Below are 14,518 nucleotides of genomic sequence, written 5' to 3'. Positions count from 1 at the left end.
AGCCACTCCCTCCCGGAAGAACCGCATGAGAAACGCCAGAACCGCCAAGCCCGCCCGCCACCACCTCGAGCTCCCCAAGCCCAAGCCCCTCGAGAAGGGCGCCATGCGGATCACTCCGCTCGGCGGCCTCGGCGAGATCGGCCGCAACATGACCGTCTTCGAGCACAAGGGCAAGCTGCTCATCGTCGACTGCGGCGTCCTCTTCCCCGAGGAGAACCAGCCCGGCATCGACGTGATCCTCCCCGACTTCGCCGCGATCCGCTCGCGCCTGAAGGACATCGAGGCCATCGTCCTCACCCACGGCCACGAGGACCACATCGGCGGCGTGCCGTACCTCCTCAAGGAGCGCGGCGACATCCCGATCATCGCCTCGACCTTCACCCTCGCGCTGATCAGCGCGAAGCTGCAGGAGCACCGCATCACGCCGCGCACGCGCCCGGTGAAGGAGGGCGACCGGATCGACGCCGGCGTCTTCGACCTCGAGTTCCTCGCCGTGAACCACTCCATCCCGGACGGGCTCGCCGTCGCGATCCGCACCGAGGCCGGCCTCGTGCTGCACACGGGCGACTTCAAGATGGACCAGTTCCCGCTCGACGGGCGCACCACCGACCTCCCCGGCTTCGCGCGCCTCGGCGACGAGGGCGTCGACCTGTTCCTGGTCGACTCCACGAACGCCGACGTCCCCGGCTTCGCGATCTCGGAGGGCGACCTCGCCCCCGCGATCGACCAGGTGTTCCGCACCGCGCCGCGCCGCATCGTCGTGTCCAGCTTCGCGAGCCACGTGCACCGCATCCAGCAGGTCCTCGACGCCGCGCAGCGCCACGGCCGCAAGGTCGCCTTCGTCGGCCGCTCGATGGTCCGCAACATGGGCATCGCCGCCGACCTGGGCTACCTCAAGATCCCGGCCGGCCTCGTCGTCGACATGAAGGTGCTCGAGAAGCTCCCCGCGACCGAGATCGTGATGATCTGCACCGGTTCGCAGGGCGAGCCGATGGCGGCGCTCTCGCGCATGGCCAACAAGGACCACATCATCGACATCGGCCCCGGCGACACCGTGCTGCTGGCCAGCTCGCTGATCCCCGGCAACGAGAACGCGATCTACCGGATCATCAACGCCTTCACCCGCTGGGGCGCCACCGTCGTGCACAAGGGCAACGCCAAGGTGCACGTCTCGGGCCACGCCAGCGCGGGCGAGCTCGCCTACTGCTACAACATCCTGCGCCCCACCGCGGTGCTCCCCGTGCACGGCGAGTGGCGCCACCTCACCGCGAACGCGGCGATCGCGACGCGCACCGGGATCGACGAGAAGGACGTCTTCGTCATCGAGGACGGCGTCTCGATCGACCTGGTGAAGGGCCGCTCGCGCATCAGCGGGCGCATCCCGGCCGACCAGATCCTGGTCGACGGCACCACGATGGGCGTCGCCACCGAGGACGCGATGAACGACCGCATCGTCCTCGCCGAGGAGGGGGCCATCACGGTCCTCGCCATCGCCGACCTCGACCGCGGCACGCTCGGCGAGCCGGTCGAGTTCTTCACCCGCGGCTTCGTCGAGGAGCCGGGCTGGAAGGCCAACGCGAGCAAGGCGATCGACGACGCCGTCCTGCAGGCCGCGGGCAAGCCGGTCGAGCTCGAGGCCATGGAGGCGCTGATCACGCGCACCCTCGGCCGCTGGCTGACCCGCCGCCACCGCCGGAACCCGGTCATCACCACCATCGTCGTCGAGGAGTAGGCGCCTTCCACGCCGGCCTCCGCCTCCGCTACCCCCTGCCCCGCGAGGCGCGGGCGGAGCAGAGTGGGCGGGTCGGCAGGTCGCCGACGCGAAGGGAGAGCGCCATGAGCACCGACCGCACCACGGGTGAGGACACCGAGAAGACCGAGGACCTCCCCGACGGCACCGGGACGGACACCTCCTCCGGTGGCGGCGACACCGACACCGTCTCCGGCGGCGAGCCGGACGAGCCCGCCGAGTAGGGCCGTGAACGACGAAGGGCGGGACCGCGAGGTCCCGCCCTTCGTCGTTCCGCCGATCAGATCAGCGGGCCGTCGCTCTCGCTCGAGCGGCGGGTGACCTGCTCGCCGCTGGCCGGGTCGACGGCCGAGCGCGTGGTCGAGACGGCCTGGCGGCGGCGCGTCAGCAGGACCAGCCCGAGGATCAGGCCGACCGCTCCGGCCGCCATGAGGATGTAGCCGACCAGCTTCAGGTCGATCCCGGACACCTGCACGTCCACCGCGAAGGCGAGGACCGCGCCGACGACGAGGAGGAAGATCCCTGCTCCGATGCTCATTGCGTGCTCCTTCTGACTGCCGCCGGAGCGCGCGCGGGAAGCGCGCAGGGGCACCGGCGATCGCCCCACGGTAGACCTCGGGTCCGGCGGCCCCCAGGCCTTCCGGCGGGAGCCTCCGGGGGTGTAGGGCGGTGCGGGTCAGCGGTCGGAGACGCGGAGCATCACGCGGGTGCGGTCGGCGCGGGTGACCAGGCCCTCGATCAGGAGGAACACGCGGTACTCGAGCCGGTACTTCGCCAGGAACACGCGGCCCAGGCGCTCGACCTCGCCGGGGTCGGCGTCGATCTCCGCGGCGGCCTCGACCGGCACCGCGTAGTCGGAGACGCGGCCGCGGCGGTCGCAGGGGACGAGGGTCACCCGCGCGTCGTTGCGGAGGCGCTTCACCTTGCCGCTGCGGCGGGGAGTGGTGACGATCAGCTCGTGGCCGTCGCGGGCGATCCAGACCGGGGTCGAGACGGCGTCCCCGGACTTCCGGAACGTGGTGAGCGAGACGAAGCGCTCGTCGGCGAGAGCGGTGAGGTCCTGGGAGAGGGGCATGTCCGAAGTAGAGCGGCCGGGAGCGGTCACCGCAAGCCTCCGTGGCACCTCGATCCGCCCCCGTAGGGTGGAGTGATGACCGACGCGACGCCTCTGATCGGCCCGACCGAGGCGCCCGATCTGCACGTGATGACCTACAACATCCGCCGGCGGATGCCGCGCCTCACCTCCCGCGCCGTCGACCAGTGGGACCGGCGCCGCCCGCTCGTCCAGCGGGTGCTGGAGCAGGAGCGCCCCTCGATCCTCGCCGTGCAGGAGGCGCTGCCGGACCAGTCGGCCGCCGTGCACGAGGCGCTGGGCTCCTCCTTCGAGGCGATGGGCTTCGGCCGGGACGCGGACCGCGGCGGCGAGCGCGTGATGCTCTTCGTCGACCGCAGCCGCTACGCCGTCCGGCACTGGACCCAGATCGCCCTCTCGGACACCCCGGACGTCGCCGGCTCGCGCAGCTGGGGCAACCGCATCCCGCGCACCGCCGTGATCGCGGAGCTGACCGATCACGCGACCAGCCGCGAGCTCACCGTGGTCTCGACCCACTTCGACCACATCTCGCGGCGCTCGCGCCAGCGCTCCGCCGAGCTGATCGCCCGCCGCGTCCTCGAGCTCGGACGCCCCGCGATCGTGATGGGCGACACCAACACCGACGTCGACACCGTCCCCTACCGGACGATCCTCGAGGAGGGCCGCCTCGCGGACGCGTGGGAGACGGCGGAGAAGCACCTCACCCACTCGTGGAGCACCTTCTCGAACTACCGCGCGCCGGCGCCGGGCAAGCGGATCGACTGGCTGCTCGTCAGCGAGGGCGCCTTCGAGGTCGTCTCCGCGGGGATCAACGCCGTCCGCTACGGGGGAGCGGCGCCCTCCGACCACGAGCCGGTCCAGGCCGTGCTGCGCTTCACGAAGCCGTGAGCGGCTCCGCCCTCGTCGAGACCTTCCTCGAGCCCCCGCGCACCCGCGGGGAGTGGACGGCCGACGGCATCCGCGCGATCGGAGCGGCGAGCATCGTGGCGGCCGCGATCGGCTGGGACCTGGTCGACGTGGCGGTGCTCGCGCTCGCGGCGATCGGGCTGGTGCTGCCGCGCTTCCTCGGCATCCGTCCGGCGCTCGACGCCCTCTTCGGGCTCGCGCTGCTCGTGGCGTCCTGGAGCAGCGTCCTCGGCCTCTACGAGGCCTGGCCGCAGTGGGACCTGGTCGTGCACTGCGTGCTCAACGGGCTGATCGCCGCGGTGGCCTACATCGTCGCCGCGCGGGCCGGAGTCGTGCCGGCGGTCGCGGGCGATCGCGGGCCGCTGCTCCCGGCGGTCGTGCTCTGCGCCTGCTTCGGGACGACGGCGGGCGTCCTGTGGGAGTGGGGCGAGTGGGCGGGGCACCGCTTCATCGACTCCTCGATCTTCGTCGGCTACGAGGACACGCTCGGCGACCTCGCCGCCGGCGCGCTGGGCTCGATCCTCGCCGGCGCGCTGATGCGCTTCTGGTCCGCGAAGTCCCGGGTGGTCGGACCGGGCGCCTCGCGCGGCGTCGGAGGTGCGGCGTAGCCTGTCCCGCATGTGCGGCCGCTTCGCGATGGACTCCGAGACCGATGAGCTGATCCGCGAGTTCGTCGCCGCGGGCGGGCGCGCCGAGGACTGGGCGCCCGACTACAGCGTCGCTCCCACCGACGTCGCGCCGATCGTCCGCGAGCGGCTCCACGACGGCGAGCGGGAGCGCGAGCTCGAGCTCGCGTCCTGGGGCTTCACCCCGTCCTGGTCGAAGGGCAGGGGGCCCTCGCCGATCAACGCGCGCCTCGAGTCGGTCGCGACGAACGGCCTGTTCCGCGGGGCGTTCGCCAAGCAGCGCGCGATCGTGCCGATGCGCGGGTACTACGAGTGGGAGACCCGCGCCGACGGCAAGCAGCCCTGGTTCCTGCAGGGCGAGGAGCCGATCCTCGCCGCGGCCGGCCTCTACACGGCCCGCAAGGAGGGCGACGACTGGCGCGTCTCCTTCACGATCATCACCCGCGAGGCGCGCGACGCCTCCGGCGAGGTGCACGACCGGATGCCCGTGTTCCTCACGCCCGACGTGCGCGACGCCTGGCTCGACCCGGCTCCGCTCGCCTCCGCCGAGGAGATGCTCGCCACCCTCGACCGGGCGTCCGTCGCGATGGCCTCGACCGTCACGGCCCACCCGGTCGACCGCCGCGTGAACAACTCCCGCACCGTCGACCGCCGCGACCCGGGCCTGCTGACGCCGGTCGCCTGACGCCGCTCGCCTGACAGGCGCGGGACGATCCGCGCGGTCCGCGGAACCTCCGGGCGAGGGCGGACGACCGGTGGTGGGTGGACCGGAGAGCACGGGAGGGGCGGAGCCGCGGCCCCGCCCCTCCCGGGCGTCCTACTTCGTGCCGGCGTGACCCGGGAACGGCTTGCCGTTCAGCGAGACCTCGTCGGGGTCGACCTCGACGTCGCCCACGTCGTCCGGGCCGCCCGTGCCGGGCACGGCCTTCACCTCGGCCGAGCCGGAGACCTCGGTGCGGCTCTCCGCCGGGTCCGAATCCTGCTTGGCCTCGGTCTCGCGCTCGCTGCCGGGCGACTCCGAGATGTCCTTCTCGATGGTCTCGCTCTCGGAGGAGGTGGCGGGCGCCGCCCCGTCCGGCTTGCCGATGGTCGAGCCCTGGTCGTCCTGCTCCGTGCGGTCCTGGTCCATGTCGTCGCCTTTCGTCGGGACCTCCGACGCTACGTCGGGGCGCGCGCGGGGGCACCCGCTTGACAGCCCGGCCGGGGGAGGGCGGCGTGCAGGGTCGACGTACTACCCTGGGTCGACGGTCGCACCGGGGGGCGCGGCACACCCGCCGCCGACCGCGAGGAGGACTTGTGGCATCCCACCGGACAGGCGACACCCGCATCGTCGGGACGACGGTCGACGGCCGGTACACGATCGAGGAGCTCATCGGCCGCGGCGGCATGGCCACGGTCTACCGGGCGCGAGACGGCGTCCTCGGCCGCTCCGTCGCGCTGAAGATGTTCGCCCCCGGCATCGACGACGCACAGGACCTGCAGCGCAAGGCGTCCGAGATCCGGCTGCTCGCGGCCCTCAACCACCCCGCCCTCGTCACGCTCTACGACGCGCACGACGGCGGCGACGACACCAACGGCCAGGCCTACATGGTGATGGAGCTCGCCGAGGGGCCGAGCCTGTCCGAGCGGCTCGCCGAGGGCCCGGTCGCGCCGAACGACGTCGCCTCGATGGCGGGCGACCTCGGCGAGGCCCTGCACACGGTCCACGCGGCCGGAGTCGTGCACCGCGATGTGAAGCCGTCGAACGTGCTGCTCGTCCCGAGCCCGCTGACCAGCCGCGAGTTCCGCCCGAAGCTGGCCGACTTCGGCATCGCCTCCCTCATCGACGCGACGCGGATCACCGCGCCCGGCACCCTCATCGGCACCGCCGCCTACCTCAGCCCCGAGCAGGCGCACGGCGACCCGGTCACCTCGGCGAGCGACATCTACTCCCTCGGCCTGGTGCTCCTGGAGTCGCTGACCGGCCGCCGCCCGTTCACGGGCTCGGCGATCGAGGTCACGCTCGCCCGCCTGCTCCGCGACCCCGAGGTCTCGGAGTCGCTCGGCAGCGGCTGGACCTCGCTCCTGACCTCGATGACGCGGCGCGAGCCCGGCGAGCGTCCCGCCGCGCTCCAGGTGGCGGAGTCGGCACGCCGCCTGATCGATCCGCGGCGCGACTCCCCGCCGGCGGCCATCGTCGTTCCCGACGTCCCCGCCACCCGGGTGATGTCGACGGAGCCGCTCGCCGAGACCGAGCCGATCACGCGGACGGAGGCGCTCGACCCGACCCGCCGGCTCGCGGCCGACGCCTACCCGGCCACGGAGGCGATCGCTCCGACGCAGCGCTTCACCGCGACCGAGCGGATCGCTCCGGCACCGCGGATCGCTCCGGCACCGCAGACCGCTCCGGCGCCGCGCACGGCTCCGCTCCGCCCCGCGGCCGCCCCTCCGCAGCGCCGCGGCCCGAGCCCGTGGCTGATCGTGCTGGTGCTCGCGCTGGTCGCGGTCGCCGTCGGGCTCGCGATCATCCTGATCGACGGTCCCCAGTCGCCTCTGCCGCAGGTGGACGGCGAGCTGGGCGACCACCTCCGTCAGCTGCGCGAGAGCATCCGCTCGTGAGGGGCCTCCGACTGCGCGCCGCCGGCGCCGTGCTCGCCTCGGTCCTGCTGCTGAGCGGATGCTCCTCCGCGCCGCAGGGCATCGACGAGGGCACCGCCCAGACCCTCGACGACGCTGTGGTGGCCGTCGCCGAGAAGGCCTCGGCCGACGACTACCAGGGCGCTCTCACCGAGCTCGCCTCGCTGCAATCGGCGCTCGACGCCGCGCTCGCCGAGGGCTCCGTCAGCTCCGACCGCGCAGCGACGGTGCAGGCGCAGGTCGACGTCGTCCGCGGCGACCTCGAGGCCCTGATCGCGGGAGCCCCGGAGCCGGCGCCGGCCGAGACGACCGCCCCGGCTCCCGAGGAGACGACCCCGGTCGAGGAGGAGCCGGAGGACACGCCGGCCCCCGTCGAGACCGAGGACGACCCCGCCCCCTCGCCCGAGGAGTCGGAGCCGGAGGAGACGCCGACCGAGCCGGAGGAGCCCGCGGAGGAGACCCCGGCCGCTCCCGGCGAGGACGCTCCGGGGAACAGCGGGGACGCTCCGGGGAACAGCGGCGACGCACCCGGGAACAGCGGGAACGCTCCCGGCAACGGCAACGGCAACGGCAACGGCAACGGCAACGGCAACGGCAACGGCAACGCGGGCGGCAACGGCAACGGCCCCGGCGCTCGCGGTGCGGCGACCGGCGTCGGCGCCCCCGCGGGCAGCGGTGCCGCGCCCGGGGCCGCGAAGGGCCCCGGCGGCCGCTAGAGCGCTACTCCTGCGTCGAGAGCACGGCGAACGCCGCGTCGAGCTCGACGTCCACGTCCGTGCCGTCCTCGCGGGTGACCTCCACCTCGAAGGCGTGGCCGGCGTCGTCGCTGCGCTCGGCCTCGGTGACGGTCCCGGAGCCGACGGCGCCCAGCGCCGCCTCGCTCGCGCGGGCGAGGTCGTCGCCGGTGAGGTCGTCCGGGTCCACGGCGGCCGCGGTCGGGTCGCCGGCAGGCACGCCGTCGTCGACGGAGCCGGCCTGGAGGGCGCGGTCGTCGGGGTCCACGGACACGACGGCGAAGGAGTCGTCGAGGCGCACCTCGTACTCGAGGCCGGCGCGGTCGGTCAGGTCCAGCTCGTAGCCGGTGGCGCCGTCGTCGTCGCGCTCGGCCGAGGTGACGGTCCCGCCGCCGATCTCGGCGAGCGCTGCCTCGCTCGCGCGGTCCAGGTCGCTGCCGATGAGGGAGTCGGATCCCTCGAAGCCGTCGGTCGCGGCGTAGGCGATGCCCGTCCCGGCTCCGATCAGCACGACCGCTCCGGCGATCCCGGCGATGATCTTCGTCTTCTTCTGCACGATGGCTCCGTCCCGGCGCCGCTCGTCGACGCCTCCAGCACTCTCGCGGTCGGGCGCTGAAGCGAGCCTGAAGCGCCCGCTCAGCGGACGAGCGGCACCCGTACCTCGACCCGGGCGCCGCCCAGCGCCGAGTCGCCGACGACGACCCGTCCGCCGTGGGCCCGGGCGATCCCGGCGACGATCGCCAGGCCGAGGCCCGACCCTCCGGCGTCGCGCGCCCGGCCCTCGTCGAGGCGAACGAAGCGCTCGAGCACCCGCTCGCGCTCCGCCGCCGGGATCCCCGGCCCGTCGTCGTCCACCGCGAGCACCGCCTCCGCTCCGTCGATCCGGGTCGAGAGCGCCAGCTGCGAGGAGCGGTGCCGCACCGCGTTGTCGACCAGGTTGCGCAGCGCCCGCGAGAGCAGGGCCTCGTCGGCCACCGCCTGCACGGCCGAGATCCCGCTCGCGTCGACCCGGGCCCCGGAGTCGCGCAGGCGCCGCACCTCGCCGAGGGCGAGGTCGTCGAGGTCCACCGGGGCCGACGCCACGGCCAGGCGCGCCTCGTCCGCCCGGGCGAGCAGCAGCAGGCCCTCGATCAGCCCGCCGAGCCGCACCGACTCCTCCGCGACCGTCCTCGCCAGCCGGGCGGAGTCGAGCCGGTCCGGGTGCGCGAGCGCCACCTCCGCGGTCTGGCGCAGCGCCGCGACGGGGGAGCGCAGCTCGTGCGAGGCGTCCGAGACGAAGCGCCGCTGCCGCTCATGCCCGCTCTGCAGCCGATCGAGCATCCGGTTGAGGGTGTGCGCCAGCCGGTCGACCTCGTCGCCGGAGCCGGGAGCGGCGATCCGGCGGTCCAGGGCGGAGGAGGTGACCGCCTCGGCCTCCTCGCGCATCCGCTCCACGGGGCGCAGCGCCCGGCCGACGACGACGGCGCACACCACCGCCACCAGCGCGATCAGCAGCGGGACGGCGACCGCGAGCAGCCCGATCGTCGTGGACACCGCCTCCTCGCGGCCCTCGTCGGGCACGCCGACCACGACGAGGGAGTCGTCGTCGAGCTCGCGGGCGGCGACCACCACCGGCCCCTCGTCGTCCACGTCGACCGTGACCGGGTCGTCGCTCTCGGCCAGCGCGAGCGGAGGGAGGTCCTCCGCGTCCTCGCCCGCGGCGGCGACTCGCCCGTCGACGACGAGCTGGACCAGTCCCTCCGAGCCGCGGACGGCCTCCGGGCCGCCCTGCTCGACCAGCGCAGCGACCCGCTCCGCCTCGGCGTCGGCGGCGGAGGCGGCGCTCGAGGCGAGCACGGAGGAGAGGACCAGGACGAAGAGCACGCTCCCGAGGAGCGCGGCGGCGGCCACCACGGCGGTCGCGGCCGCGGTGATGCGGGTCCGCAGGCTCCGGCGGCTCACCCGGCCACCAGCGTGTAGCCCGCCCCGCGCCGGGTGCGGAGGGTGTCGCGGCCGAAGGGCCGGTCGATCTTGTTGCGCAGGGTGCGGACGTAGACCTCGACGATGTTCGGGTCGCCGTCGTAGTCGAAGTCCCAGACGGCTCCGAGGACGTCGCGTTTGGAGACGACCTCGCCCGCCCGTGAGACGAAGTACTCGAGGACGCTGAACTCGCGCGCGGTCAGCGGCACGGCGACTCCGCCCCGCTCGACGCTCCGGGAGGCCGGATCCAGCACGAGATCGCCGACGACGCGCACCGTGGGCCGCTCGGCGGCTCCGCGGCGGATGAGGGCGCGCAGCCGCGCGACGAGCACCGGGAACGAGAACGGCTTGGTGAGGTAGTCATCGGCGCCGGTGTCGAGGGCCTCGACCTGGTCGAGGTCGCCGTCCTTCGCGGTGAGCATCAGGATCGGGGTCCAGTCCTCGGCGGCGCGCAGCCGCTCGCAGACGCGGAAGCCGCTGACGTCCGGGAGCATCAGGTCGAGGACGATGGCGGCGTAGTCGGCCTCCTGCGCGTACCAGAGGGCGTCGGTGCCGGTGGTGGCGGTGTCCACGGCGAAGCCCTCGGCCTCCAGGCCCGTCTCGAGGGCGCGGAGCAGGTTGATCTCGTCGTCGACGACCAGGATGCGGATGGCGGCCTCCCCGGGCTCGGCGCGCGGGGGCCCGCGCGAGCCCAGGCTAGCCGCGGCCCCGCTGAAGCCCGCCTGAAGCGCCGGCGGACCACCGCGTCCCGCCGAGGCGCCGGCTCCCCGCCGGGACACCGGCCGGAGCGCGGTGTCCCGGCGGGACGCGCGGCGCCCGGGCGCGGGTCACTCGTCGCGGTCGGTGTACTCGCCCTCGCCCTCGGCGGAGGTGCCCGCGGCGCTGGTGTCGACGTAGCTGCCCTTGTCGGCGGTGCTCTGCTCGTTGACCGAGGTGTCGACGTAGCTGCCCTCGGCCTCGCCGGCGGTGTGCGAGACGCCCTCCGTCGAGGTGTACTCGCCGCCTTCGGTGTCCTCGGTGCTCGTGCCCTCGGCGACGTGACGGCCGTGGCCGGCGGTGTGCTCGTCGTGACCCTCGTGGTGGTCGTGGTGCTCGTGACCCTCGTGGTGCTCGTTGTCGTGGTCGTGGTGGGCCATGGCGGCCTCCTCGCTTCGTCGCGTCGGTGCGCGGTCGGATCGGCCGCGCTCGCTCCGAGACTTCTGCATCGGGGGCGGGGGTGCAAGACGTGGCGGCTGCACATCCGTGCCGCGCAACTCCTACCGGCGCCGGATCCGTCCGCCTAGCCTCCGAGGATGAGCAGACCCCCTCGCACCCGCTGGAGCGTCATCGGCCAGCTCGGCCCTGCCTTCGACGACGGCGGTCCGATGCTGCTGGTCGAGGCCCGATCGGCGTTCGGGCGCCGCCCGATGCACCGCGCCAAGGCGCAGCTGCTGCTGTCGGCGCTCCGCCACCGCGCCCGCGAGCTCGGGGACCGCGCCGAGTACGTCCGCTCCGAGACCTTCGGCGAGGCCCTCGCCGGGCGCGACGACCTCGAGGTGATCGACCCGCCCACCCGCGGCGGCCGCCGCCTCGCCCGCAGGCTCGGCATGAGCGTTCTGCCCAGCTGCGGCTTCATCACGGCCGAGGAGGACTTCCGCGAGTGGGCGCTCTCCCGCTCGGGCAAGCGCCTGCTGCTGGAGGACTTCTACCGGTGGAGCCGCGAGCGCACCGGCGTGCTGATGCGCGGCGACCAGCCCGAGGGCGGCCGCTGGAACTACGACCACGACAACCGCCAGCCTCCGCCCAAGGGCGCCTCCCGGCTCGGCCTGCCCGACCCGTGGTGGCCGGAGGAGGACGACATCGACGAGGAGGTGCGCGCCGACCTCGCGCGCTGGGAGGCCGAGGGGGCGATCCGCCTGGTCGGCGCCGACGGTCCGCGCCGCTTCGCCGCGACGCCCGCCGAGGCAGAGGCGGCGCTCGCCGACTTCGTGTCGTCGCGGCTGGGCGACTTCGGGACCTACGAGGACGCGATGCTCTCGGGCGACTGGACGATGGCGCACTCGCTGCTCAGCGCCCCGATGAACCTCGGCGTGCTCGATCCGCGGACGGTCGTCGAGGCGGCCGAGGCGGAGTACGCCGCCGGGGGCGCGCCGATCGCGGCGACGGAGGGGTTCATCCGCCAGATCCTCGGCTGGCGCGACTACGTCTGGAACCTGTTCTGGCACCTCGGGCCGGAGTACCGGAACCGCAGCCGCGCGCTCGGCGCCTCGACGCCGCTGCCCGCCGAGCTGCTCGCGCTCGACCCGAGCGGCATCGAGGCGAACTGCCTGCACGAGACTCTCGACGACGTGCACCGGCACGGCTGGGCGCACCACATCCAGCGCCTGATGGTGCTCGGCAACTGGGGACTGCAGCGGGGGTGGGATCCGGCGGAGCTCAACGACTGGTTCGTGGACGTCTTCGTCGACGGCACGGAGTGGGTGATGCCGGCGAACGTGATCGGGATGTCCCAGCACGCCGACGGCGGCGTCGTCGCGACGAAGCCGTACGCCTCGGGCGGCGCCTACATCAACCGGATGTCCGACTACTGCGGCGGCTGCCGCTTCGACCCGAAGGTGCGCCTGGGCGAGAACGCCTGCCCGGTGACCGCCGGGTACTGGGCCTTCCTCGACCGGGCCGAGCCGGTCCTCCGCGGCAACCACCGGATGGCCCAGCCCCTCGCGGGCCTGCGCCGCCTCGCGGACCGCGAAGCGGTGGTCGACCAGGAGCGCCTGCGCGAGACGTACTGACGCGGGGTCGGCGGCACGCCCGCCGCTACTCCGCGCGCACGAAGCGCGACACGGTGACCGCGACCGTCACCGCGGTCGTCCCCTCCACCGCCGCGAGCCGAGCGTCCAGCGCCTCGGGATCCACGTGGTGGGCACTCGGCCCCATCAGCACCTCGGCGCGCAGCTCGTCGACGCTCATCAGCACCGTCGTGTCGAGCTCGATGCGCTCCTCGAGCGCGAACCCCGCCAGCTGCTCGTCGAGCCGCTCCGCCTTGCCGGCGTCGATGCCCAGCATCCCGAACCGCTCGCGGATCTCGTGCAGGTGCCTCTCGCGCGGAGTGACGACGACGGCGACGCCGCTCGGACGGAGCACCCGCCGCATCTCCGGGGCGTTCCGCGGCGCGAAGACGGTGAGCAGCGCGTCGGCGGAGGCGTCGGCCAGCGGGAGGGGCTGCCAGAGGTCCGCGGTCGCGATCGCCGCCCGGGGATGCGCGCGGGCGGCGCGGCGGGCGGCCGGGGCCGAGAGGTCCAGGCCCAGCCCGTCCGCCGCCGGATGCGCCTCGAGCACGGCCGCGAGGTACGCCCCGGTGCCGCAGCCCAGGTCGACCACGAGCCGTGCGCCGGCGGGGACGGCCGCGGCGACCGCGTCCTGGATCACCCGGTAGTGGCCGGAGCCGAGCAGGTCGGCGCGGGCCTGCACCATCGCCGTGGTGTCGCCCGAGGTCGCGTGCCTCCCGCGCAGGAGCGAGGCGTAGCCCTGGCGCGCGAGGTCGGAGCTGTGCCCGAGGGGGCAGCGGAGCGAGGAGGGGCGGGGCAGCGCGTCGGGGGCGAGCGCGCCGCCGCAGACCGGGCAGGCGAGGGCGGGCAGCACCGTCGATCCGGGTCGGGCGGCCGGATCGAACGCGCTCACTCCGCTCCGGGCGCGCGCGCCCGCATGGCGGTGACCGCCGCGTTCAGCGTCGCGATGGTCGGCACCGCGAACAGCGCCCCGGCGAGCCCGGCCACCTCGAGCCCGGTCGCGACTCCGAGCACCACGGCGAGCGGATGCACCTTCACGGCGGTCCCGAGGATGAGCGGCTGCAGCACGTGCCCCTCGAGCAGGTGCACCAGGATCACGACGCCGACCATCACCAGCGCGGCGACGGGCCCGCTGAACAGCAGAGCGACCAGTGCGGCGAGCGCACCGGTCACGATCGCGCCGAGGATCGGGACGAACGAGCCGAGGAACACCACGATCGCGATCGGCACGACGAGCGGCAGCTGCAGCGCGAGCGCGCCGATGCCGATGCCGACGGCGTTGATCCCGGCGACGCCGAGCTGCGCGATCACGAACTGGCTGAGGGTCCGCCAGCCGGCGGCGCCGCCGCGCTCCATCGCGGGGCGCGCGCGGCGGGGGAGGAGGCGGAGGAACCAGTGCCAGATCCGGCGGCCGTCGAGGAGCAGGAAGATCAGCGAGAACAGGGTGAGGAGGGTTCCGGCGAAGACCTCGGCCAGCTGGGAGCCGACGGCGAGGGCCCCGGACGCGATCGTCGACGCCTGCGCGTCGGCCCAGTCGACCGCGCGCTGCGCCCAGTCCGAGAGCTGGACGTCCGAGAACGACAGCGGCGGGCTCCGCAGCCACGCCTCGACGCCGTCGACCGCGTCGAGAGCGCGCTGCCCCACTCCGCTGAAGCCGGAGCGCGACTGCACGATCACCAGCCCGACGAGGCCGGTCAGCAGGAGGAGCATCAGGACGATCGAGACCAGGACCGCGAGCGGGCGGGGGAGCCGCAGGCGCTCGAGCCGGTTCCGCAGCGGGGTGAGGAGCGCGGTGAGCAGCAGCGCGATCAGCACCGGCACGACGATCACGGGCAGCAGCGAGACGAGGCGCACGAGGAGGTAGAGGAGCCCGGCGACGGCGAGGAAGCGCCACGACCAGGCGGCGGCGATCCGCATCCCGGTCGAGACGTCGCCCGAGGCGTCGTCCGGCGAGTCCGAGGGGGCCGGAGCCGTGACCGCAGCCGGGGGAGCGGCGGCCGCAGGCGGACTCGCCGCCGTGCCGTGCCGCTCGTCGCGCGCTCGCCGTCCCCGCATGACCCCTCCGATCC

The 14,518-nt window shown here is 74.3% G+C and carries 17 protein-coding genes; 8 read left to right on the top strand and 9 right to left on the bottom strand.

Annotated features, from left to right (window positions below; genetic code table 11):
- Window positions 1-25: 25 nt before the first annotated feature.
- Window positions 26-1,732 carry a ribonuclease J gene (locus C5C99_RS03450; RefSeq protein WP_104222925.1) on the top strand — a complete coding sequence of 569 codons (1,707 nt, stop codon included), beginning with the start codon at window positions 26-28 and terminating at the stop codon, window positions 1,730-1,732.
- A 104-nt stretch (window positions 1,733-1,836) separates the two neighbouring features.
- Window positions 1,837-1,974, top strand: coding sequence for a hypothetical protein (locus C5C99_RS17005; RefSeq protein WP_159940924.1), 138 nt, complete (start codon window positions 1,837-1,839; stop codon window positions 1,972-1,974).
- 56 nt (window positions 1,975-2,030) lie between these two features.
- Here the strand turns inward: C5C99_RS17005 and C5C99_RS03445 are convergent, their stop codons facing one another.
- Window positions 2,031-2,288: a DUF6458 family protein gene (locus C5C99_RS03445; protein WP_104222924.1), complete on the bottom strand. Its 258-nt coding sequence runs from the start codon at window positions 2,286-2,288 to the stop codon at window positions 2,031-2,033.
- Between the two features lie 138 nt (window positions 2,289-2,426).
- Window positions 2,427-2,825, bottom strand: a complete 399-nt coding sequence (locus C5C99_RS03440; RefSeq protein WP_104246944.1) for a PPOX class F420-dependent oxidoreductase — start codon at window positions 2,823-2,825, stop codon at window positions 2,427-2,429.
- A 75-nt stretch (window positions 2,826-2,900) separates the two neighbouring features.
- Here C5C99_RS03440 and C5C99_RS03435 point away from each other — a divergent pair, with 75 nt between their 5' ends.
- The 3 genes from C5C99_RS03435 to C5C99_RS03425 are packed head-to-tail and all read left to right on the top strand — an operon-like array spanning window position 2,901 to window position 5,060.
- Complete coding sequence (locus C5C99_RS03435) at window positions 2,901-3,731, top strand: endonuclease/exonuclease/phosphatase family protein (RefSeq protein ID WP_104249931.1); 831 nt, start codon at window positions 2,901-2,903, stop codon at window positions 3,729-3,731.
- Window positions 3,728-4,357 (top strand): hypothetical protein, encoded by a 630-nt coding sequence (locus tag C5C99_RS03430; protein ID WP_104226114.1) that lies wholly within the window; start codon window positions 3,728-3,730, stop codon window positions 4,355-4,357. Before C5C99_RS03435 ends, C5C99_RS03430 begins: the two co-directional genes overlap by 4 nt.
- Before the next feature lie 10 nt (window positions 4,358-4,367).
- A complete protein-coding gene (locus C5C99_RS03425) occupies window positions 4,368-5,060 on the top strand; it encodes an SOS response-associated peptidase (protein WP_104226115.1) in 693 nt (230 codons plus the stop codon).
- A gap of 132 nt (window positions 5,061-5,192) precedes the next feature.
- Here C5C99_RS03425 and C5C99_RS03420 read toward each other — a convergent pair whose 3' ends face one another.
- Window positions 5,193-5,504: a hypothetical protein gene (locus C5C99_RS03420; RefSeq protein WP_104222919.1), complete on the bottom strand. Its 312-nt coding sequence runs from the start codon at window positions 5,502-5,504 to the stop codon at window positions 5,193-5,195.
- 167 nt (window positions 5,505-5,671) lie between these two features.
- Between C5C99_RS03420 and C5C99_RS03415 the strand changes: the two genes are divergently transcribed.
- The gene (locus C5C99_RS03415) at window positions 5,672-6,973 is read left to right on the top strand and encodes a serine/threonine-protein kinase (protein ID WP_104226116.1); all 1,302 of its coding nucleotides are present in this window, start codon (window positions 5,672-5,674) and stop codon (window positions 6,971-6,973) included.
- Window positions 6,970-7,707, top strand: a complete 738-nt coding sequence (locus tag C5C99_RS17000; protein WP_181074529.1) for a hypothetical protein — start codon at window positions 6,970-6,972, stop codon at window positions 7,705-7,707. Before C5C99_RS03415 ends, C5C99_RS17000 begins: the two co-directional genes overlap by 4 nt.
- A gap of 4 nt (window positions 7,708-7,711) precedes the next feature.
- Here C5C99_RS17000 and C5C99_RS03405 read toward each other — a convergent pair whose 3' ends face one another.
- From C5C99_RS03405 to C5C99_RS16995, 4 genes are all read right to left on the bottom strand, one after another.
- Window positions 7,712-8,281, bottom strand: coding sequence for a PepSY domain-containing protein (locus C5C99_RS03405; protein ID WP_104339590.1), 570 nt, complete (start codon window positions 8,279-8,281; stop codon window positions 7,712-7,714).
- 80 nt (window positions 8,282-8,361) lie between these two features.
- Complete coding sequence (locus C5C99_RS03400) at window positions 8,362-9,666, bottom strand: ATP-binding protein (protein WP_258063614.1); 1,305 nt, start codon at window positions 9,664-9,666, stop codon at window positions 8,362-8,364.
- Window positions 9,663-10,334 carry a response regulator transcription factor gene (locus C5C99_RS03395; protein WP_104222956.1) on the bottom strand — a complete coding sequence of 224 codons (672 nt, stop codon included), beginning with the start codon at window positions 10,332-10,334 and terminating at the stop codon, window positions 9,663-9,665. Before C5C99_RS03395 ends, C5C99_RS03400 begins: the two co-directional genes overlap by 4 nt.
- Before the next feature lie 177 nt (window positions 10,335-10,511).
- Window positions 10,512-10,820, bottom strand: a complete 309-nt coding sequence (locus C5C99_RS16995) for a hypothetical protein (RefSeq protein WP_181027115.1) — start codon at window positions 10,818-10,820, stop codon at window positions 10,512-10,514.
- A 156-nt stretch (window positions 10,821-10,976) separates the two neighbouring features.
- Here C5C99_RS16995 and C5C99_RS03385 point away from each other — a divergent pair, with 156 nt between their 5' ends.
- A complete protein-coding gene (locus C5C99_RS03385) occupies window positions 10,977-12,452 on the top strand; it encodes a cryptochrome/photolyase family protein (RefSeq protein WP_104339589.1) in 1,476 nt (491 codons plus the stop codon).
- 25 nt (window positions 12,453-12,477) lie between these two features.
- On the opposite strand, the gene C5C99_RS03380 is transcribed toward C5C99_RS03385, so the two are convergent.
- On the bottom strand, window positions 12,478-13,341 hold the full coding sequence (locus tag C5C99_RS03380; RefSeq protein ID WP_104339588.1) for a methyltransferase domain-containing protein: 864 nt from the start codon (window positions 13,339-13,341) through the stop codon (window positions 12,478-12,480).
- On the bottom strand, window positions 13,338-14,504 hold the full coding sequence (locus C5C99_RS03375) for an AI-2E family transporter (protein ID WP_104226121.1): 1,167 nt from the start codon (window positions 14,502-14,504) through the stop codon (window positions 13,338-13,340). The genes C5C99_RS03380 and C5C99_RS03375 overlap by 4 nt, the downstream gene beginning before the upstream one ends.
- Between the last annotated feature and the right edge of the window lie 14 nt (window positions 14,505-14,518).

Origin of the sequence: Rathayibacter sp. AY1C4 (assembly GCF_002932195.1) — a bacterium.
GTDB lineage: Bacteria > Actinomycetota > Actinomycetes > Actinomycetales > Microbacteriaceae > Rathayibacter.
The sequence above is the reverse complement of the archived record's forward strand: the minus strand, read 5'-3'. Positions and strand labels throughout refer to the sequence as shown.